The sequence below is a fragment of the bacterium genome (assembly GCA_029210965.1).
Classification (GTDB): Bacteria; BMS3Abin14; BMS3Abin14; order BMS3Abin14; family BMS3Abin14; genus JALHUC01.
In genome coordinates, this window is sequence record JARGFZ010000007.1 from 32,181 (window position 1) to 53,953 (window position 21,773).

The window sequence follows — 21,773 nt, forward strand, 5'->3', positions numbered from 1 at the left end:
ATACCGCCGCCTTCCTTTTTTTTCAGGGGTTTTGCCATGGTAAAAGGACGGGGTGTTCCGGTTTTACTTCTTATATTCGTGCTGGTATTAAGACCCCATATGGCGGGTGGTGCCTACCCCTTTGCTCAGGGGCTTTTTCTGGTCCCGGTCCTTGTGGGGCTTGCCCTGCTTTTGCTTTCTTCGTTAGCGACCAAAGATATCCCTGAAGGGTACTTCCCGGTATTGCTCCTGCCCTGGAGCCTCCTGCTCTGGTCTCTTATCACTCTTTTCTGGGCGCCCGACCCGGGGCAGGGATTGAGGGAGATAATTGCTTTTTTTGGAAACCTTACTGTTTTTTTCATGACTTTTCTGCTCATACGTAAAGAGAAGGAATTTGAGATCGGATCGCTCCCTGTCCTTGGTTTAATTGTGACCCCTGTTCTTGCAAGCGCTTTTTACCAGCGGGTATTTGGCTTAGGGAAAATCCGTGAAACCCTTCGACATTTGGAGACTTCGGGCGAGGATGTGGTCGACCTGGCCCAGATCGTTAGCCAAAACAGGGTGTTCGCTGGTTTTCTCAACCCAAATATGTTGGCCGGATTTCTGGCCATTGGGGTTTGTTTAACCCTGGATCTACTTCTGACCGCCTCCGACAGGAGACGCTTTCTTTTTTTCACTTTTCTGACGGTGGCGCAGGGCGCGGTCCTTGTTCTTACCGGATCCATCGGTGGGAGTATGGTTGCTGTGGTCATGGCGGGGGGCGTTCTTTTAGTGCGGCGAAGGTTTAAGCTCAGGGAGATGGTTCTTGCCGGTGGGGTTGTCGTCCTGATAACGGCTGGACTTCTTGCCATTCGAGGGGAAAATTTCCTGTCTGGTCCTGAAAATTCAATCCTCCAGCGGGGTGGGTACATGGCCGCAGGAATCCGAATGGCGCTTATCCACCCGGTTCTGGGTTGGGGCTCAGGATCCAGTCCAGGAGCCCTCATGGGTTTTGTGGCCGAGGGAGTGAGGCCTGTGGCTGACCCTCACAACTTTCTGGTGCGGACCTGGATCTCCTGGGGACTGCCCGGGCTATTATTTCTGGTTGCTTTTCTGTCCCTGTGGCTTAAGTCTATCGTAGACTTCTTCAGGGTCAAGGGCGTTCGGATGGTTCCTCCGGGATATGCGGGCTTTGTTTTCGGGAGCATGGCCTTTTTAGGACATAGCCTGCTTGACATGGATTTTTTTGTACCCGAGACAGCGCTATTTGGATGGTGTGTCCTCGGGGCCGCCCTGGGATTGGCTGGCGCTAACGATAAGAGTGCCATTACCGGGAAAGCAGAATCCCATAACGGTTTCACTCTTACAATGGGCGCGGTAGCCCTGGTTATGGTCCTGCCCGTGTTCGTTTTTTTTCAGGGTGAATCCCTCGCTTTTCGCGCCGGCAAGGCCGTAGCGGAAGGTGAGTTTGAGGAGGGAGCTCACCTTTACAAAGACGCAAGGGCCATGCTTCCCATGAACGGGAGGTTCGCCCTCGATGAAGGTCGTGCCCGATATGCAGCAGGTGAGACGGATCTGGCCAATGAACTCTTCCGGAAGGCAGACTCCCTCATGCGGGCCAGTCCCTATCCATCCTGGGAAATAGGGCGTGCGGCCCAGACGGCTGGAAAATGGCAAGGTTCCATCCCTCCACTTGAAACGGCTCTTTTGAGATATAAAACCTCGCCGAGAATCAGGATCGATCTTGCGAGGGCGTACCTTAACCTGGGAGATTCCGGCCAGAGCTACAGGCTCCTTGAAGAGGTGCGGCGTATGTCAATGTTCGATCCACAGGCCCGGGATCTTGCCGATGAGATCCTTTCGAGAATGGATCTATGACCGGTACGGCCCAGCCGCTGGCAAAATCCACCGCATTCCTGCCAGAAAAGTCCTTGAGGGCGGTTGATGTCGCTCTGAGCTCCGCTGTGCTTCTCATCCCCTTCATCAGTTGGGGTGAAGTCCCGTGGCTCCTGGGCCCCTTTGTCCTTCTTGTCGCGGGTGTGCTCCTGGCTGTAATACGGGAAGGATCGATCAGAGGAAGTGTCCAGATCCCTGAGGCCCCTTTCTGGATCCCGCTTGCCATAGTGTTGGGCCTCTCCCTTAGCCATCTCGTCCGCACTCCGGTACCCTACAGCAGCTTCCTGTTCCTGGTCCACCTGGCCCTTGCGTCGGTATTTTTCTACCTTCTCTGGTCGCGGCCAAGGAAGGTGGCCGTTATGGCCATGGTCCTGGTGTGGACCGGCATCCTGGTGACCTGGGTCGCGGTCCAGGCACTGGTTCTGGGGATGCGTCCCCCTGCTGGTCCTTTCCCCAACCCCAACTATACAGCGACCGTTCTCCTGGTCTGTCTGGCCATGGCCCTGGGATCTCTCATGCCGTCCCGAGAGCGGAAATGGGAAACGGCTGTTATGTTGTCGGCGGCGATGCTCGGTTCCGTCGGCCTCATGCTCATCGGATCGCGATCGGGCGGGCTGGGGATGATCCTGCTGTGGGCGGGTTATCTCATCTTCAGGAGAGGGCACATGCGCTGGGTGGCGATACTGGTGATTGCCATGATCATCCTTCTTCCCAGCACGATCCGGCACCGGGTCACCGAAGGCTACAAGGCCGACCCACACGCCTTTTCCAGGCTCCTGATATGGGGATCGTCCCTCCGGATGGGTGCGGACCACCCTTTGATCGGTGTGGGCCCCAACCTTTTTTACGAATACGCCCCTGTTTACGCCTTTCCCACTGAGGAACTGCCGGTGCGCTATGGCCGGATCGCCAGAAAACCCCACAACGAATACCTGAGGAGCTGGGCCGAGGGGGGTGTCATCGGTGTGATCGGCTTGGGCTTGTTTCTTTTCATTACGCTGCGAATGATGCTCCATTCGATCAACCTAGGCAGACCGGGACCGGCCCTGGCGGTGGGTATCATCCTTTACCAGGCCCTTTTCCACGATATCACTGAGGTGTTTTCCCTCATGGTGCTCATGGCCTGGTGTCTCGCGCAGATAACCCCTGAAACTGACCGAACGGTAGAGTCTGGTAATGGACCAAGGCGCTTTATTCCTGTCGCCACAGGTGTGGTGATCCTTTGTTTTGCCCTCTGGCTCAACCTGGATCTGGCATCGAGAGCCTTCTGGTTCCAGGGCAAGAGACTTATGGACGTCGACCTGCCGGGTGCGCTCAAGGCGACGAAGGCTGCCACACTTATAAATCCCCTTCTCCCCGGCGCGTCGAGGGACCTGGCGCAGATCCGCCTGATGATGAGCGACCAGAACACCGATGAGCAGGAGTTGAGCCGGGTTTTGGCCGCCATTCTCAGGGCCCAGAGCCTCAACCGTCTGGACACCGTGCCCCCCAGACTGCAAGCTGCCATCTACATCAAAGCGGCCAGGCAGGGTGAAATGAAGGCTGCCGGGGCACTCGCCGCGGCTGCCGGGAAATTGAAGGAGGCTTCGCTTATTGAACCGCACAACGCGCTCATCTTGCTGAACATGGCTGAGGTGTATTGGGACCTCGGACAGCGTGAAAGGGCTCTGGACCTGCTGGATAATGCCCTGCGTGAAGAACCCAACTACCTTCAAGCCCACCGGACCAGGATATCCTGGTTGTCAAAACTGGATCCCGGCCGGATAACATGGGCCCAAAGCGAACTGGCAAAGGCAAAGGAAAGGGGGGCAGGGTATCGGCCCCAGGGCGATTATGAAGAGATAATACTAAGATAGTTTCGGGTTTCATGTTTCAGGTTTCAAGTTTGACAGGGTCGCAAAAAGTCCATCATTGGCTTTTTGCTCCTCGGAAAGCGAAAAGTGTCATTTTCCCTTTCCTTACAAATAAGTGACTTACACCCGCAGTCATTGATTTGGGCGCCCATACGGGGCGCTTTGCTGGACTTTTTGCGAGTCCATCAAGTTTTGGGCTTCAAAATACAATATCCAGGATCAAAGAACCAGGATCTAAAAATGTATCATCCTGGATTTTTTTATCTAAATGTACCAGATGTTCAGAAGAAAAGCGGACCCCCTCTTCCTTTTTATCCCGTTCCTTCCCTATCTACGCCCCCACCTCTGCAAGTAGAACATAACGGGGAACAGGAAAGCGGTTCCCAACATCTACAGGGTTCGGTTGCTGAAGGGGACGATCTCCAACAGCCAGGGCTCGCGGTAGTTGGGAGGCAAGGCTACGAGAGGGAAGAACTCCCAGGTCAGATAAGGGTAGAAAACCTTCATGGCCGCGATTCCGTCTGGTGCGTAGGTCTATTTGATGTTGTATTTTACCAGAGTCGAAGTTCTCCGTGGTAAGAGATGGCGGTGGTAAGGTTCACTCTATTCCCTTGTGCAGGAGGCGCCACAGCCTGTTTTCCATTGCCCCCAAAAGTGCTCTGGGCTGAATAGCGAACCGCCTGGCCTTGTAATAATATCTGAGGAACGCCCGGTCTAAAAGGTTTCGGTCGCGTCCCGTGAAATCCCGGAACACAGCGTTCACTTCTTCCCCCCGATGGCGGCCCACTTCTCCGGACCCCGTGAGCCCTTCGCTGTGAACCCTGAAAGCGGAAAGGAAATCCGGGATCCGTCTGGAGTTGGCACCCGCCGCATGCATCCTGTAAAAAAGGTCGTAATCCATGGCGTATCGGTAGAGTTTCAGGCCACCGATCCTGTGAAACAGATCAGTCCTCCAAAGGGCGGACTGCTGATGGATGATGATGTTGATCTCGTAGATGAAATCCCGGATGTCGAAATCGATTGTGTGCACACGTTTGGTGACTCGATCATCCACGTCCACTTCAACCTGATCGCCGTAGACGAGGTCGGTTTCGGGATCATCCATGAAAGCCCGGGCCATTTTATACAGAGCGCCGGGGAGGAGGAGGTCGTCGGAGTTGATCCACGTCATACAGGCGCCGGTGGCCTTACCTGCACCCTGGTTGATGGCGTCGCTCTGCCCGCGATCGGGTAAGGTATGCCAGTAGGCGAGGCGTCTTTCATATTTCCTGATGATGTCGACGCTGCCGTCGGTGGAACCGCCATCGATGACGATGTGTTCAAGGTTAGGATAGTCCTGGTTGTGGATGGAAAGGATGGTCCTCTCCAGAAAAGCGGCCTGATTGTAGGATGGAGTGATGACCGAGATCCTTGGCCACGCAGCGTCGGATTTAGGAGAAGCCTCCGGGTCGAAACGTGGTGATTTAATGAATTCCCTGATCTCGCGGGTGATCTTCCTGCTGACCGGTAGAAAATCCATCAGGGTGTATCCAGGCTTTCAATCTTCATGGACATTTTCATCCTTTCCAGGGTCTTGTCCAAAGGGTGAAGGGAACCAGCAGGACCGCAGTATAATCCGTTGGTTTGTGTTGGTGGAAAATGGACCGCAATGTGGCACTCACCACTTTTCACTTCTGCCACCGATAGTGACTATTTTTATGTTGGAAAGGTCAGTTTTGTCGGCTATACTACGAAAAATAGTCATAGTGCTGGTCTGTACCTTACCATGTTTCTTTTATATCTGACCCTGATGAGTGGATACGGAAGTATAAGGGAAAGATCGGAAGGCGGTCAACAACGTTACGGATTTTCGAGGTTCATGCATGTGCGGCATAGGGGGAATCTACCGCAGAGGTCAGATCCCGCCTGCCCACAGTTCCCTTCTGGAGGCTATGGCCGACGCCCTGGCTCACAGGGGACCTGATGGCCGAGGGACCTGGAGCGATCCTCCATCTGGCATCGGTTTGTGTCACACGAGACTGGCCGTTCTGGACCTCAGTCCCAGGGGCGCCCAACCCATGACCGATGTCGACGGCAGGGGATGGATCGTTTACAACGGTGAGGTTTATAACTATGGTGCGCTCCGGCAGGAACTTGAAGGGCTCGGCTGCCGGTTCATGAGCGAAACGGACTCTGAGGTGGTCCTTGTAGCCTGCCTTACCTGGGGCGTCGAGGAAGCCCTCGACAAGTTTTTGGGGATGTTCGCCTTTGCTCTCTGGATCCCCGGAGAATCGGCCCTCTACCTTGTACGTGACCGGATGGGAATCAAGCCTCTCTATTACGGGTGGGCCGGTGATGACCTGGTCTTCGGTTCCGAGTTAAAGGCCCTTTGTGTTCATCCAGGTTTTACCAGGACAGTAGACCCCAGAGCTCTTGAGCTGTTCCTCATGCTCCAGTATATCCCCTCTCCCGGAACGATCTATACCGATGCCCGCAAGCTGCCGCCAGGTCATTTCATACGGCTGGATCCGGAAGGGGAGACTCTGGTGGCCTGGTGGGACCCCTATCATGTCCATAATGAGACTGAGTGGATGGGAAGCGGATCTGCCGTTCTGGAACTGTCCGGGCTCCTGGACGATTCGGTGCATCGCCGTCTTGTGTCGGACGTTCCACTTGGAGCCTTTCTGTCCGGGGGGATGGACTCGGGACTGGTGGTCGCCGCCATGGGCAGAACGGGAGTGAGTTCTCCCTCCACCTTCACTGTTTCCTACGCTGAGGACGATTACGATGAAGGGCCCATGGCTGCGGATGTGGCCGGATATCTGGGCACCAGGCACCACCAGGTGAAGATCGACAGCCGCACTCTCCTTGACCGGATATTTGATCTCCCACAGATCTTCGATGAGCCTCTCAGCGATCCGTCGGCCCTCCCCATGATCGTGCTGTCACGCCTCGCCCGTGAGCACGTCACCGTTATTCTCAGCGGTGACGGCGGGGATGAACTCTTCGGCGGTTATGACAGGTACCGGGCCGTTGACGGCTACCTGAACCGTTTTGCCGGTTTATCTCCATTCATAAGGCGGTCTGCCGCCGCCATCATGGCCGGGATCCCCTCAAGGTCCCTGGCCCGAGCCAACAGTTTCCTGAAGAAGGTATCCGGTAGGGCTCCCGTGGAGAATTTCCCGGGAAAGTGGGAAAAACTCCTCAAGCTTATCGTTCAAAATGACCCTGCCTCAGCCTACCAGACATCCATCGGGATATTTTCGGCCGCCGAAGCCGGTGAGGCCCTCGGAGGACAAAAAGTTCCCGCCCTTCCGGACGCTTTCCTGTCATGCCTTAACGGGCCATCCAATAGTTCGTTCATACGCCGGATGATGGATCTGGACACCAGGACCTTTCTCGCCGATGACGTTCTGGCCAAAGTGGACAGGGCCAGCATGGCATCAGGACTGGAGGTCAGGGTTCCTCTCCTGGATCACAGGATTGTCCAGTGGAGCAGGAGGGTGGATGATGAAGACCTGTTTGAGGGGAGTCAAGGCAAGGCGCCCCTCAGGCGGTTGGCCCGGAGGGACCTTCCCGCGCATATTGCCAACCGGCCGAAGATGGGTTTCACGATGCCCCTGGATTCATGGCTGCGAGGGGAGCTTCGGGAGCTAATTAATCAGTATCTGGGAACAGGTTCGAGGGTGCTGGAGAACTATTTTGATCTTGGTTATGTGAACCGGCTGGTACGGGAGCACCTGACAGGTCAGAGCAACCATCACGAAAAACTCTGGAACCTCCTCGTTTTCGCACTGTGGGAAGAAAAGTGGAAACCGGCAGCCGCATAGGGGTTCTTCATGTCATCAGCGGCCTTGGTCTGGGAGGAGCCGAGAGGATGCTCGTGTGGTCAGCCAGATATCACGACCGGAACCTGATCAGGATGGGTGTGGTAAGCCTCATGTCCGGTGGTGAACTTGCCGACGAGATCCTCAGGGAGGATGTTGAGGTATATGAACTGGGACAGGCCAGGGGCAGGCTATCACCCTCCTCCTTTACCAGACTGATGAACATTACCAAGGAGTTTGATCCCCAGGTCATTCAGGGGCACATGTATCACTCCAACCTTCTGGTGCGGATCGCGGGCGGGTTGAGACGACAGACAAGGGTGTTGAGCACGAGACATATTGATCTTGCTTCCCCTGCCAGACGGTTCATAAACGGGGCCACCGGGTTTTTAAACGACGGCACCCTTGTTTTCTCCCAGAAGGTGCTCGATGAGGAAAGAAAGGAGAACCTGTTTCGACGCTCCATAAAATTAGTTCAGTACGGGGTCGAGATACCGGATCGTCAAGACGCTGATCGCGAGCCGGGAGAGGCGTTGGAGGACGAGGGAAGGGGCGAACTGAGAGAGGACCTGAAAATCCCCCCGGATGCTTTTGTCTGGACGGCAGTGGGCCGGCTATCAAGGCAGAAGGGTTTTGCCTGTCTGATCGATGCTTTTTCCAAAATAGAGAACCTCGGTGAGGGCTCCTTCCTGCTCATCGTAGGTGATGGAGAGGACAGGGGAATGCTGGAGGACCGGGCAAGGGAGAAAGGGGTAGACCAAAGGGTTATCTTCGCCGGGTTCAGGCCTGATACGATGCCCCTTCTGGGCATTTCCGATGCTTTCGTCCTGTCGTCCCTGTGGGAGGGAGGTCCTCTGGTGATCCTGGAGGCTATGGCCGCCGGTCTTCCCGTTGTATCAACGCGGGTCGGGGATGCTGCATCCATGGTGACGGAAGGTGTGACCGGCACCCTGGTGGAACCAGGGGATGCCGGACAGCTTGCCGAGGCCATGAACCAGGTCCAGAGTATGGGGTCTGACATCCGTGAGTGGGGCCTCAGGGGGCGCCGCAGGGTTGAGGAACATTATGATTTCAGGCGTGTGCAAGGGGAGATGGAAACCTACTATCAGGAGCTTGCCGGTGTCACCGGGCCGGTACAGAAACGGGGGATCAGTCCTGGATGATTATTAAATACACCTTCACCTTTATCGTTTCTCTGGGCGCCGTTCTTGCTCTCACGCCATGGATGGCAAGGACTGCCAAAGACATCGGGATCGTTGACAGACCGGACGGAGATTTGAAAAATCATCCTGAACCCGTACCCTACATGGGGGGGCTTGCCGTTTTCGTGGCATTTCTTATTGGCTTTTCTCTCTTCTACGAACTGGACAAGCAGATGCTTGCCATATTGCTGGGAGGAACCCTTATCGTGCTCCTGGGTTTTTTAGACGATATCGGGAACCTGGGGCCCGCCACCAAACTTCTGGGACAGGTTCTTGCGGTCCTCATCGTAATGAAGGCGGGTATAGCCATCAAGATAGTCTTCCTTCCTCTTTATATTACATATCCGCTGTCTTTCCTCTGGCTCATGGGGATGACCAACGCCTTTAACATTATCGACATCATGGACGGCCTCTCCTCGGGCGTGGGCGCGATAGCATGTGTCTTCCTCTTCATCGTGGCACTTTCCTCGGGACAGGCAGGTGTAGCCCAAATGGTCCTTGCTCTCATGGGCGCACTCATCGGTTTCCTCAGGTTCAATTATCACCCGGCCAGAATATATCTGGGTGATGCCGGCAGTTTGTTCATCGGTTTCATGCTGGGTGCTCTGGGAATGGTGGGGATATATGCCAGAGTGAACCCCGTGGCTGTTTTAGCTCCCATATTCATTCTGGGGGTGCCTGTTTTCGACACCCTTTTTGTCATGATGGTTCGGTGGAAGCGCGGGCTTAATCCTCTGAAGGGGAGCCCGGACCACTTTGCCCTGCGGCTCCGGAGGTGGCGCCTTACAGTGTCTCAGACAGTTATTTTGAGTTACGGGGTCTCATTTTTAATGGGAACTGTAGCTTTGATCATGGTGTACGGTAATGAACAGACCGCTGTCGGCGCTCTGCTTACAGTAAGCCTTGGCATGATGCTGTCGGCCCTGTGGTTGTGGAAGATAGACGGAAACCTTTAACGTTTGACAGGGTCGCAAAAAGTCCGATCCGGGACTTTTTGCTCCACGGAAAGGGAAAAGCGTCGTTTTCCCTTTCCTCACAGATCAATGACTTACGGTGTAAGTCATTGATCCGGGCGCCCCGCGTGGGGCGCGTTGATGACTTTTTGCGAAGTCATCAACGTTTAGGAGGAATGATCCTGTCTGTGGATGATAGCAGCCGCCAAAAGTTAAGGAGTTTTTCCAGCCCGGTAGTCCTGGCCGCCCTTATCCTCCTACTCCTTGTAGTGGGAAAGGAGGTCATGTTCCCGGTGAGGGTCATGGTGTGGCACGTTAGTGCCCTCTTGTGGTGGTTGACCGTCTCGGCTGCCTGTCTGGGGCAGGGTGCCTTTTGGTTCAAGGTGCTGGGGGGTGAAAAGCTGTTACTGCCTCCGGGTATGGTCATCAGCGTCATTATGGGGCTCGGTCTGGGGGCCATGTCGATGGAAGTTCTGGTATTGGCCGCATTGGGGCTCATGAACACACCCGCTCTGACGATACTGGTTCTCCTGGTCCTCATCCAGTCAATGCTTTTCGGAAGAAAGTTCGTATTTGCAGCTGTTAGAAGCGCGTCGCGGGACGCTTCCCGGCGGGCAAAGGAGGCTGTCCTTCCCCTTGGGATGGTCCTTATTTCCGCTGTGATCTCCTTTCCAATTGTCCTGGTGCCTACAAGGGCTTTCGACGCCCTGAGTTATCATCTCGAGGTGCCGCTTCGTTTTCTCCAGGCTGGCGGTATGGTCAACATTCCCGAGAACCTCTACTCCTATTCACCACTCCTGACCCAGATGCTTTACGGACTGGGGATGGGACTTGTGGGTGCTGATCTTGCCGGTCTTTTTTATTACCTGTTTTTTATCCTTACTATCTGGACGATCTGGAGCGGTGGCGAAAAACTTTTCGGCAACCTGGGGGCCGCCTGGGCTGCGGCTCTCCTGGCGCTTACCCCCGTATTCCTGGTGGAGGTTCCCCAGACCGGCGCCGACTGGTCCATGACCTTTTTCCTGCTTGCGGCCCTGTTCCTGGTCACTCGCGAGGAACGGGACGTAAAGCAAATGGTCCTGGCCGGGATCCTGGCAGGGATGGCGGCGGGCTGTCGCCATCAGGCGCTGGGCTATGCCATTGTCCTGATCCCCGCAGCCGGTCTCGCTACGGATCTTTTCAAAAGACGTACCGGTATTATAAGATGTTGGTCAGTTTTCGTGCTGTCTTCAATGGTTTCAACGGCTCCGTGGTACCTGAAAAACCTGGTCCAGACCGGCGACCCCCTCTACCCGCTTCTAAGTTCCATAACAGGAAAACTTGGCCACAACATTGACTTCGTGGATTCCTTTGTAGGTTCAAGGTCCACAGATCTTCTCTGGTCCTGGATAATGGTGCCCTACCAGGCTACCTTCGATCCGATGAGGCTGAGCATGACCGCTACTATCGGGATCCTGCCCATCGCCCTCGTCTTGCTGCTGCCGTTTGTTAAAAAGAAACAAGGTGGCAGTGCCTTTCTTCTGCTCTGGGTTCTGCTGTCTTTTGTCGCGTGGCACCTGACTTTCCGAACTTTCCGTTACGCCATGCCGATGATGGTCGTGGGCTATCTCTGGCTGGGTGCGCTCCTTGCCCACATTGCCCGTGGAAATGGTTTCAGGGCGAATGTTTTGAAGGTTGTTGTTTCCGTTTCCCTTATCGCCAATGCAGGGGTGTTTCTGGGACTTTTCGATTACACAAATAAAAGCATAGATGCCGCCCTGGGAACCAGGTCTCCCGAGCGGTACCTCACGGAGACATATGAGATCTATCCGGCCATAAATTTCCTGAACCGGATCGATCCGCCGCCTGGCAGGGTTCTTTTTCTCGGTGAAATGAGGGGGTTTTATTCAAGATTTTCCAGGGAAGTGCCGTCCCACAACGCTCCCAACCGTCTCCTGGAAATGGTTAAACGGGGTGAATACCCCGAGCAAATGGTACAGGAACTCAAGAATGCCGGGTTTACCCACATCCTCTTTAACCCCGCGGAGTGGGAGAGAATGGCCTACGGGAACCGGAACGCCCCGCTGTGGGTACTCACGGCTCTGGAAAAAGAGGCACTTGATTCCATGTTAAGGGGGCAGACGGACCGTGTCTTCGCCGCCAACGGGGTCAGTGTTTACAGGATCCGAAATGAGTATTGATCCTGTCATCCTTGCCTTGCTGGCTTCCAGGACGATGGAGTCCCTGTGGGGCCTTTGAGCGCCTACCTGTGGTGGATCGTCATTCTGGCTGTGTCATGGGGTCAGGGGGCACTCCTGCTGCGTGTATTGTATTCTGAAGGTCCGAAGGGCGAACGTGAAATGAGGCCAGCTCTGGTCATCGGACTGGGTCTGGGAGCCCTGTCTCTGGAGATATTTCTTCTGGGGCTGGCCGGGTTTTATAATACGCAGGCCATTACCGCTCTGGTCCTTGCAGTCCTGGTCGCCGTTGCGCCTGTCCTGAGGAAGGATATCGTCCGTATCCTCCCCGGAGTCACGCCCGGGGTCCAGAAGTTCGGTCCCGGAACAAGGATCCCTCTTATCCTGATAAGTATCGCCGGCCTCGTTAACCTCCTGTTTACACTCGTTCCCCCGGTTTTTTTCGATGCCATGACATATCACCTGGAACTGCCCTCCCGTTACCTTTTGGAGGGCAAGGTATTTCACGTATCCGAAAACCTGTATTCCGGTTATCCCCAGATAGCCGAGATCCTTTTCGGGGCCGGGATGGCCCTTGACGGTCTTGACCTGGCGGGAATGATCTCTATGACTTTCCTTCTCCTTACCATTCTCCTTCTGTGGGAATGGGGGAAGGAACGGTTCGGGGAAGCGGGAACGGCCTGGGGCATCGCCCTCCTGGTCCTGACACCCCCTCTCATGGTCATTGCGGGGTTCTTTGAGAACGACTGGGCCGCCGCGTTCTTTACGCTTGCGACCCTTGCCATCCTTGCTGAAGGGGATCGAAGACCGGCGAGCATGGTGCTGGCAGGCTGCATGGCCGGCTTGGCCACTGGCTGCAAATACAATGCCCTGGCTTTCGCTCTGGCCGCTCCCCTGGCTGCGGGGATCTGGGACGACCTCAGGGAAAAGAGGGGCCTCCATTCAGTTCCATGGGGGATCTTCCTCTTGTCCGCCCTGGTTGTGGTCTCCCCCTGGTACCTGAAGAACCTCCTTTTTACAGGTGATCCCCTCTATCCTCTTCTCGCGGGATTTGCCGGGAAGGTCCCTGGCCTTAAGATCCTTGCGGCCGACACGCATTACCATACTATTTCCATTAAGGATATCTGGACATGGGCCCTTGTTCCCTACTTCGCTGTGTTCAAACCCTGGAGCTTGCAGTTCCCCATGTCTATCGGTAGGCTCCCCGTGGTGCTTTTACTGACCCTGCCTTGGCTCAAGGGCAGCCGGACCGGGAACAGGTTTCTCGGTACCTGGGCCCTGCTTTTCTTCGTGGCCTGGTACTTCTCTTTCAGATCTGGACGGTTTCTGATCCCTCTGCTGGCTGTCGCGTTCCTTTATATGGGTACCGGTTTTGCGCGTGTCCTGGCAGTTGATTCAATCTGGAGCAGACTCTTGAAGGCGTTCGCTGTTATCATGCTGCTGGCCAACGTGTGGATTTTCCTTGATTTCGACGCCGGGTACGCTAACCGGGCCGGGATCGCTTTCGGGATGACGAAGGATAAGGAATACCTTTCCAGTAACTATCCCCTGTACCCTGCCATTAATTATCTAAACAACCTCGACCCGCAGCCGGGCAAGGTCCTTTTTTTGGGGGAAATGAAGGGTTTCTACTCCAACTTTTCCAGGGAGGTTGCCACTTTCGAAATGCCGCATAGGCTCATTGAAATGGTAAAGGACGGCAGGACATCGAATGAAATGGCGAATGAGCTTTCCAGGGCCGGATTCACCCACATCCTTTTCAACACCTGGGAAATGAAAAGGCTTGCGGCAAAGTCTCCTTTCCTGAGGATCGATGATGAGGCGGCATCCATGTTGACCCGGTTCCTGTCCGACCAGGCTGATATCGCGTTCGAGGAGAAAGGGATATATGTCTTTACCCTCCGCTAACTCCCGTGCCCCGGTCGTCATTATCGGGGCAGGCTTAGCCGGGCTGGCGGCGGGACGCGTTCTCGGTGCCGCTGGCGCGGACTACCTTATTGTGGAGGCCGCAGACCGTCCTGGCGGCCTGTGCCGTACCGAGGTGGTGGACGGTTTCACCTTCGACTACACCGGGCACCTTCTGCATTTAAGGGAGGGGGAGTCCAGGGACCTTATCCTTGAGCTGATCGGGGATGGTCTTGTAGAGCAAAACCGGAAGGCTTCCGTATATGTGGAAGGGGTTTTTGTGGATTATCCCATCCAGGCCCATTTCGGTAAATTGCCGGCCCCTTTCGCCGGGAAGTGCCTGGAGGAGCTTCTGGTAGCTGCTGATGGGACGGTTTCCGGGGAGATATTTTTTGACCAGTGGGCGGAAAAACGGTTCGGTAAAACCCTGGCCAGGCTTTTCATGATCCCCTACAACGCCAAGCTCAACGTTCATCCCCTGGAAGAGATGGAGATCTCCTGGACATCCTGGTCGGTGCCTGTTCCCACAGCCCGGGAACTCAGGGCCATCGCACGGGGGGAAACTCCTCCTGCCTACGGTTACAACGCCACCTTTTTCTATCCCCGCAAGGAAGGCATAGAGATCCTGCCCCGCAGCCTGGCCCGTGGTCAGGAGACCTTCATTCTCAACGGTACGAAAGTTGACCGGGTGAACGCTTTTGCCCAAACGGTGACCCTGGATAGGGGTGAGGTACTTCCCTTCAGCTCTCTCATAAGCACCGTGCCTCTTCCGGGGCTCCTGGAAATAACTGAGGGCCTGAACAGTTCTCTGGCCCGATCCGCCGGGAGCCTCAGGTATAGTTCGGTCCTCGGGATCTGCATGGGTCTCGACGGTCCTGTCAACACCCAGGATCATTGGGTCTACTTCCCCGATGAGCGTCTGCCTTTTTACCGCGTGGGTTTCCCCACGAACTTTTCCGCCAGGGTCGCGCCTTCAGGCTGTGGTTCCCTTTACGCCGAGGTGGCTTATATCCCGGGTTCACCCCCGGATGCGGACCGGGTTGCTGATAAAGTTCTCGAGACCCTGGCCGATACGGGGCTCATTGATCGGTCCACCAGGGTTGCGGCCAGAGTTGATCAGGAAATGCCCTGTGCCTACGTTTTTCATGACCTTTACAGAGCCAACCATCTCGATGCCATTCTTGGGTCATTGGGTGAAAAAGGTATTCGATCCGTGGGGCGTTACGGGGCCTGGGAGTACTCTGCCATGCAGGATGCGGTTCAGTGGGGGCTTAACGCTGCCAGGGGGGTCCTGGGATGAGCCGGATCCCTGTGGTACACGTTATAACCAAACTGGAGTTCGGCGGCGCCCAGCAGAACACCCTGTATACAGTAGCTTCTCTGGATCGGGAGCGCTTCGAACCGGTTCTCATGACGGGCCCCGGTGGTTATCTCATGCCTGAGGCCCTGGACCTGGACCTGGACCTGAGGGTTGTGTCCAACATGGAGCGTGCCCTGAGACCGGGTGTCGATGGGGCGGCCTACAGGGAATTGGGCAAACTTCTCGAACCCTACCGGGGCCGACCGGCTATCGTTCACACTCACAGCTCCAAGGCGGGCATCCTGGGCCGCTGGGCTGCCCGTAAGAACCGTGTCCCGGTTATCATCCACTCCATCCACGGGTTCGGTTTCACCCCGGCACAAAGTCCTCCAAAACGATTTCTCTTCCAGACGGCAGAGCGTCTTACCTCCCGCATCACCGATCATTTTATCGCCGTGTCCGAATCCAACCGTAAAGATGGGGCACGCCTGGGTCTTTTCAGCCCGGAGCGGTGCACCCTTATCAGATCGGGTTTCGACCTTGACCGGTTCCTCCGTGCCCAACCGGTCAAGCCCGATCTCCTTCTTGATCTGGGTATCCCTCACGGATCACCCCTCGTTCTCATGGTTGCCTGTTTAAAGCCCCAGAAGGCTCCCCTCGATTTTGTCAATCTGGCTGCCCTGGTGCATCGTGACTTTCCGGAAGTCAGATTCCTGCTTGCAGGTGACGGGGAACTGAGAGGAACCCTTCTTGCAGAGGTGGACCGCCTGGGGCTGAAAGGTGTTTTTATAGCTCCGGGATGGCGTGAGGATATTCCCGAGCTCATGAAGAGCAGCCGCGTCGTTGTCCTTACCTCGAGATGGGAGGGGCTCCCGAGGGTGATACCCCAGGCCAAGGCGGCTGCCCGTCCGGTAGTAGCTGCCGCCGTTGACGGTTCCGTTGAGGCCATAAGGGAAGGTGTGGACGGGTACCTCTGCCCCCCCGGGGATGTGGACTCCATGGCCCAAAGGGTGATCTGTCTCCTGAAAGACCAGGGCCTGGCCGATCGCATGGGCCGGGAAGGGAACCGGGTAGTGGACGAATGGGACCAGGACCAGATGGTGAGGAAGCAGGAGGAGCTCTACGAGCGACTCCTCAGAGAAAAGAACATATGGTGAACAGTGAATAGTGAAAAGTGAACGGTCAAGACATGTATTGACGAGGAGTTATTAAGATCAGGTTGTTTTAGATTAACACTCTTCACACTTCACGGTTCACTATTCACAGCAACTTTGGAGATCTGAAATATGAGATATTATTCTACTAAAGGATCCCGACAATGAGCATACAGTTCCAGATAGTGATATTCGCCTTCCCATTCGGGGCCATCATGGGCAGTTTCGCCAATGTTCTCATCCACCGGCTGCCCATGAGCCTGTCCATTGTATCTCCCGGTTCACGGTGCCCGTCTTGCGGTAGTGGGATCAGGTGGTCCGACAACATCCCCATCCTCAGCTATTTCATCCTGGGAGGGCGCTGCCGTATCTGCAAGACGACCATCTCACCGAGGTACCCTCTTGTGGAGGCCTTGAGCGGCCTATTGTTCGCGGCCGTGGGCATGAGATTCGGGATCCCGGCGGCAACTGTCCCGTTGGCTCTGCTGGAAACTGTCTTGTTGGTTCTGGCGGCAACTGTCCCGCTGGCTCTGTTCGTCTGGGCCCTTGTGGTCATCACTTTCATAGATCTTGACCACCGCATCATACCTGACGTCATCTCTGGGCCCGGAACCATACTTGGTCTCGCTTGCAGTTTTCTCCCGGGTTTTCCCCGGCCGATGGATTCGGTGGCGGGTGTGGGCATAGGGGCCGGGTTCCTTTTCCTCGTCCTTTATGCCTACGAGAAGATCATGGGAGAGGAGGGGATGGGGTTGGGAGATGTCAAGCTCCTTGCCATGATTGGTGCGTTCCTGGGCTGGCAGGCCCTTCCGGTCACGATACTGGTCTCTTCCTTGTCCGGCAGCGTTGTGGGTGTGGGGTATGCCCTTGTAAAGGGTGAATCGGTGAGAAAATTCCCGGTTCCCTTCGGCCCCTTTCTGGCCCTCGGGGCCCTTGTTCACCTTTTCTTCGGAGTCCAGCTGATACAATGGTATCTGGGAAAACTGTCATAAAAGGCCTGGGTTTCGGGCGCCAGCGCGGACTGAGGTTCGAGATCATGTTCAGCCTCGGACTGATCATGTTCAGCGGCGTAGTTATTCTGGGGGCCACAGCCCTGAGGGCGGCTGAGAAAACGATCCTCCTTCAAAAACTCGAATCCCTTACCCAGGTCACCCGTGCTGTGCAGCTGGGACTTTCCGGCTGGTGGAACCAGGAAGGCCCTTCGCGGAATCTGCAGGTGATCCTGAACCAGACCACGGCAGGCCTTGGTATCACCTCTTTCAAGGTCGCTGACCTGGAAGGCCGCCTTCTAGCGGGGATCCGTGAAAGTGATACCGGTACTACATCGGATCCTTTCCTCATCCGTGCCCTGGAAACGAGATCGATCGTGGTGCCGGGTCAGATCACAGGAAAGCTTCCGAAATCGGCCAGCGGTTCATGGACTTTTGCCGCTCCGGTGTTCAAGGATGGGGTCATGATGGGTGCCTTTTTGGTCACCTATCCCCTGGAAAATCTGGGGGTCGTTCTGAAGCTCCACCGTAAGCTCGTTTATACCTTCGCCTTAATAGACGGCCTCATGATCGTCCTGTTCGGATGGTGGCTTATCGGGAGGGTTGCCATAAATCCCATAATTCGCATCTCCAGAGGGGCTGAGGCTCTGGCGGCAGGAGAATATGACACGAGGGTCCAGGTTCAGGGGGCCAGGGAGATCGAGGCTCTGGCCGCGGTTTTTAACTCCATGGCAGAGAGGGTTCAGGCAGCGGTCTATAAACAGGACGAGCACCTGGCTGCCATCGAGCGCACCAACTGGGAGCTCATGTCCACCCAGAGGGAGATGGTCCGGGTGGAAAAGCTTGCCTCCGTGGGGCAGTTGGCGGCCGGGGTGGCCCATGAGATCGGCAACCCCCTCTCGGCTATTCTGGGTTACGCCTCCATCCTCCTGAGGGAAGAGAAGGATCCCGAGGCCCAGCAGTATCTCGGCTATATTGAGAAGGAGACGGAGAGGATCCAGAGGATCATCAGCGGTCTTCTTGAGTTCTCCCGTCCCAGGGATTCCCATGTGGAGATCCTGAGTGTTAACGAAATTGTCAAAAGCACCATCGATCTGGTGACTCCCCAGCAGATCTTCAGGAATATGGTGGTTAAAACGATCCTGTCCGATCAGGATCCTCTGGTCAGCGGAGACAGCCATCAGCTCCAGCAGATCCTCATCAACATCCTCCTTAACGCGGCCCAGGCCGTGGAAGGGGAGGGTCACCTGGAGGTGCGGACAAGGTCCACGGTGCTCCAGGCAGGTGAAGGTGCCGTTCCCAGGAGGAGGGCCGCTGATTTCCGGAAGAGGGTCACCGATCCCCTGAACGAAGACTACGTGGCTATGAGACGCTCTTTCCCCGATGCTCCTCTGCTCAAGGAAGGGGATCGCGCGGTAGCCATTTCGATCAGGGATTCAGGGGGCGGCGTTCCCCCCGAGATCGCAGACAAGATATTCGATCCGTTTTTCACCACCAAGGGACCGGGTGAGGGCACAGGCCTGGGACTTGCCATCGCCCACGGCATCGTCGAGGCCCACGGGGGACGGCTCTGTCTGGAGAACCCGGAGGAGGGCGGCGCGATGTTCACGGTGCTGTTGCCGGAGAAAAGCAGTGAACAGTGAATGGTGAACAGTGAACGGTAACAGCGGAAAAGTTTTAGTGTTTATTCGGTTCATTTTTCACGATTCACGATTCACCTGTTATTTTGAATTTTGAAACTGAACTCACAGGACGGTGATTTATGGAGCTACACAAGATATTAGTTGTCGATGACGAGGAGAGTGTCCGTTCCATGGTGGCGGTTCTCCTCCAGAAGGAGGGTTACCAGGTCAGCAGCGCCCAGGGTGGAAGTGAAGCCCTGGAGCTTCTGGGAGAACAACCTTTCGACCTGGTCATTTCCGACATTCGCATGCCCCGCATGGATGGGCTGCAGCTGCTCGAACGTATCCATGCCCTCTACCCCGATATCACGGTCATCATGATGTCGGCCTTCGGAACGGTGGACCTTGCCGTGGAGGCCATGAAAAGGGGCGCATACGATTACATCAGCAAGCCGTTCAAGCCTGATGAGATTCTTCTGGCTCTCAGGAAAGCTCAGGAGCGGGAGGGGCTTCGGAGGGAGAATACCCGCCTCAAGGAGGAGGTTGGTGAGCGGTTCAGCCTCGAGGGGATCGTGGCTCGCAGCCCCTCCATGGTGAAAATCATGGAGTCTGTGCGCAAGGTCGCCGGTTACAGAAGCCATGTGCTGGTGACGGGGGAGAGCGGGACCGGCAAGGAGGTCCTTGCCAGGGCCGTTCACAACCTGAGCCCATGGAAGGATGACCCCTTCGTCGCCGTTAACTGCGGTGCCATTCCTGCCACACTCATGGAGAGCGAGTTTTTCGGGCATGCCCGGGGAGCCTTCACCGATGCCGTAACGGACAAGGCCGGCCTCTTCGAGGAAGCCAGCGGAGGTACTCTGTTTTTAGATGAGATCGGCGACCTGCCCCTGGAGCTGCAGGTCAAGTTCCTCCGCGCCATCCAGGAGGGCGAGGTGAGGAGGGTGGGGGATAATACGGCTATCGAAGTCGATGTGAGGATCATCGCCGCTACCGCAGTGGAGTTGTCAAAGGCGGTCCGGGAGGGCCGGTTCAGGGAAGATCTTTTCTACAGGCTCAACGTTGTGCCGATCCAGATCCCGCCCCTGAGGCAGCGCCCCGAGGATATCTATCCCCTGGCCGATCACCTGCTCTATCGCATATCCATGCGCCTGGGTGGCGGACAGCGGAACCTTTCCCCGGATGGGATGAAGGCCCTGCTGAAGTATCCATGGCCCGGAAACGTCCGGGAAATGGAGAACCTGTTCGAACGGGCGTCGATCCTTGCCGATTCCACCACCCTGGAGCTGGAGGACATCCTGCCCCTGCTGGCCGAAATGGAGACAGGAGAAGAGACGAGCCTTTCACCCGACGAGTTGTCCATTAAGATCGCCTCTCGTCACATGGAAAAGAGGCTCATTGTAAAAGCCCTGAAAAAGACCCAGTACAACAGGAGCCAGGCAGCCCGCCTCCTGGAGATCAGCCACAGAGCACTGCTGTACAAGATCAAGGATTACGAGATAGAGGTACCTAAGTGACAGAATGTAGAACGCAGAATGTAGAACGCAGAATAAACGGATCACGGTTCACTGTTCACGTAATAGTTATTCGCTTGCTATGAAAAAAGTGCGTCATTAAAGTTTGGCTTGGCGTAAATATCCTTTATTAAAGGTGGGTTATCCATGGTACGGCTCTTGCTTTACCAGTGGCATGGAGGAAACATGAAGAATCGGTTTTCCAAAAATGAAAAGGGATTTACGCTGGTGGAGTTGATGCTGGCTGTTTCCATCAGTCTCATCATCACCTCTATAGCTGTCTACAACCTTCTGGGGGACCTTCCCAAGTACCGCCTCAGGGCAACCGCCAACAAGGTCGCTGCCACATTGCAGTACCTTAAGGTAAGAGCTGTGGCCACAAACAAGATGGCCTGGATAAATGTCAACTACGACACGGCGGGCAGCCACTATTTCACGGGGTTCGTTGACGAAGCGCCCTACAACACCGCAGACAACCCGGCTGACTATAACGCTGCAGGTATCGACCTTCCTGACATCGTGGGTTCCACCCCCTGTTTCAAACTGCCGGTCAACGTCAGCTTCGGCTTTCCCGATGGTTTCACCTCCGGGGCGGGACCGGACGGCACAGCCTTCCCGGGGGCCGGTAACTTTATTACGACCCATGCAGTGGGCACCTATGCCGGGGGTACCCAAGGCGGGTATTTTGGCTACAGGCCCACTGGTGTCCCGGTCATAAACCTGCAAAGTTCCATGACCGCTCCTACTCCAGCTGTCATCTACCTGAAGAACAGCCTGGGTGAGGGGTATGCGGTATCTGTTCAGATCACGGGGCGAGTGAAGGTATCTCGATGGAGCGGTGGGGTATGGCAATGACGAATTACGAAGATACCAAATCAGGCAAGCATTACCTATTTCACAGGCTGTGCAGGCTGATGGTTAAAGGGTTAACCCCTGGATCCAGAGACGGGTTCGGCCTCCTGGAACTGATCATCGCCATGACCATTCTGGCCATCGGCATTCTGGGGATCATGAAACTCCAGATGCAGTCAGGTTTCGGGAACGCGGCTTCCCGGCAAAACAGCGCTGCTGTGAACCTGGCCCGCTCCAAGATGGAGGAGTTAAAGAGGATCGGTGCCTACTCTGTTCAGGAAGGCGCCATCGTGGGTTTGAATGATACCGATACCACCAACGATCTGGCTGACTGGTCCACCCCCGATTTCACTGAGGGTCCTTTTAACGAGAGCGCGGATTCCACTTCCGGGGGAGATCTCTACACCAGGTCATGGAACGTGGTTCACGACTTTCCCATTGCCGGTTTCAAAACGATCCGGATCCGGGTCAGCTGGACCTCCCGGGGTGTGGAGAAACACGTGGACATGGAGACCCAGATCGGTCTCAAGGATATGGAATATTTCCAGTAGGACGGATCAGATCGCTAACTGAGGCTCTCTTGTTGATGGAGGAT

The 21,773-nt window shown here is 55.7% G+C and carries 15 protein-coding genes; 14 read left to right on the plus strand and 1 reads right to left on the minus strand.

What is annotated here, in order from left to right; all coding sequences use genetic code 11:
* Nucleotides 1-36: 36 nt before the first annotated feature.
* Together P1S59_04670 and P1S59_04675 are read left to right on the plus strand one after the other, a co-directional pair.
* A complete protein-coding gene (locus tag P1S59_04670) occupies nt 37-1,836 on the plus strand; it encodes an O-antigen ligase family protein (GenBank protein MDF1525546.1) in 1,800 nt (599 codons plus the stop codon).
* Entirely contained in the window at nt 1,833-3,710 is a 1,878-nt protein-coding gene (locus P1S59_04675) for an O-antigen ligase family protein (GenBank protein MDF1525547.1), read from the plus strand. The genes P1S59_04670 and P1S59_04675 overlap by 4 nt, the downstream gene beginning before the upstream one ends.
* A 595-nt stretch (nt 3,711-4,305) precedes the next feature.
* Here P1S59_04675 and P1S59_04680 read toward each other — a convergent pair.
* Nucleotides 4,306-5,226, minus strand: a complete 921-nt coding sequence (locus P1S59_04680) for a glycosyltransferase family 2 protein (protein MDF1525548.1) — start codon at nt 5,224-5,226, stop codon at nt 4,306-4,308.
* Between the two features lie 343 nt (nt 5,227-5,569).
* Here P1S59_04680 and asnB point away from each other — a divergent pair, with 343 nt between their 5' ends.
* From asnB to P1S59_04740, 12 genes are all read left to right on the plus strand, one after another.
* Nucleotides 5,570-7,516, plus strand: a complete 1,947-nt coding sequence (asnB, locus tag P1S59_04685; GenBank protein ID MDF1525549.1) for an asparagine synthase (glutamine-hydrolyzing) — start codon at nt 5,570-5,572, stop codon at nt 7,514-7,516.
* On the plus strand, nt 7,495-8,676 hold the full coding sequence (locus P1S59_04690; GenBank protein MDF1525550.1) for a glycosyltransferase: 1,182 nt from the start codon (nt 7,495-7,497) through the stop codon (nt 8,674-8,676). Before asnB ends, P1S59_04690 begins: the two co-directional genes overlap by 22 nt.
* The gene (locus P1S59_04695) at nt 8,673-9,671 is read left to right on the plus strand and encodes an MraY family glycosyltransferase (protein ID MDF1525551.1); all 999 of its coding nucleotides are present in this window, start codon (nt 8,673-8,675) and stop codon (nt 9,669-9,671) included. The genes P1S59_04690 and P1S59_04695 overlap by 4 nt, the downstream gene beginning before the upstream one ends.
* A gap of 185 nt (nt 9,672-9,856) precedes the next feature.
* Nucleotides 9,857-11,848, plus strand: coding sequence for a glycosyltransferase family 39 protein (locus P1S59_04700; protein MDF1525552.1), 1,992 nt, complete (start codon nt 9,857-9,859; stop codon nt 11,846-11,848).
* A gap of 54 nt (nt 11,849-11,902) precedes the next feature.
* Nucleotides 11,903-13,753, plus strand: a complete 1,851-nt coding sequence (locus P1S59_04705) for a glycosyltransferase family 39 protein (protein MDF1525553.1) — start codon at nt 11,903-11,905, stop codon at nt 13,751-13,753.
* Complete coding sequence (locus P1S59_04710) at nt 13,734-15,050, plus strand: FAD-dependent oxidoreductase (GenBank protein ID MDF1525554.1); 1,317 nt, start codon at nt 13,734-13,736, stop codon at nt 15,048-15,050. The genes P1S59_04705 and P1S59_04710 overlap by 20 nt, the downstream gene beginning before the upstream one ends.
* On the plus strand, nt 15,047-16,207 hold the full coding sequence (locus tag P1S59_04715) for a glycosyltransferase family 4 protein (protein ID MDF1525555.1): 1,161 nt from the start codon (nt 15,047-15,049) through the stop codon (nt 16,205-16,207). The genes P1S59_04710 and P1S59_04715 overlap by 4 nt, the downstream gene beginning before the upstream one ends.
* 161 nt (nt 16,208-16,368) lie before the next feature.
* Nucleotides 16,369-17,196: a prepilin peptidase gene (locus P1S59_04720; protein ID MDF1525556.1), complete on the plus strand. Its 828-nt coding sequence runs from the start codon at nt 16,369-16,371 to the stop codon at nt 17,194-17,196.
* A complete protein-coding gene (locus P1S59_04725; protein MDF1525557.1) occupies nt 17,172-18,836 on the plus strand; it encodes an ATP-binding protein in 1,665 nt (554 codons plus the stop codon). Before P1S59_04720 ends, P1S59_04725 begins: the two co-directional genes overlap by 25 nt.
* A gap of 119 nt (nt 18,837-18,955) precedes the next feature.
* The gene (locus P1S59_04730; protein ID MDF1525558.1) at nt 18,956-20,329 is read left to right on the plus strand and encodes a sigma-54 dependent transcriptional regulator; all 1,374 of its coding nucleotides are present in this window, start codon (nt 18,956-18,958) and stop codon (nt 20,327-20,329) included.
* A gap of 183 nt (nt 20,330-20,512) precedes the next feature.
* Nucleotides 20,513-21,181 carry a prepilin-type N-terminal cleavage/methylation domain-containing protein gene (locus tag P1S59_04735; GenBank protein ID MDF1525559.1) on the plus strand — a complete coding sequence of 223 codons (669 nt, stop codon included), beginning with the start codon at nt 20,513-20,515 and terminating at the stop codon, nt 21,179-21,181.
* Entirely contained in the window at nt 21,172-21,729 is a 558-nt protein-coding gene (locus P1S59_04740; GenBank protein MDF1525560.1) for a prepilin-type N-terminal cleavage/methylation domain-containing protein, read from the plus strand. Before P1S59_04735 ends, P1S59_04740 begins: the two co-directional genes overlap by 10 nt.
* The last annotated feature ends 44 nt before the right edge of the window (nt 21,730-21,773 follow it).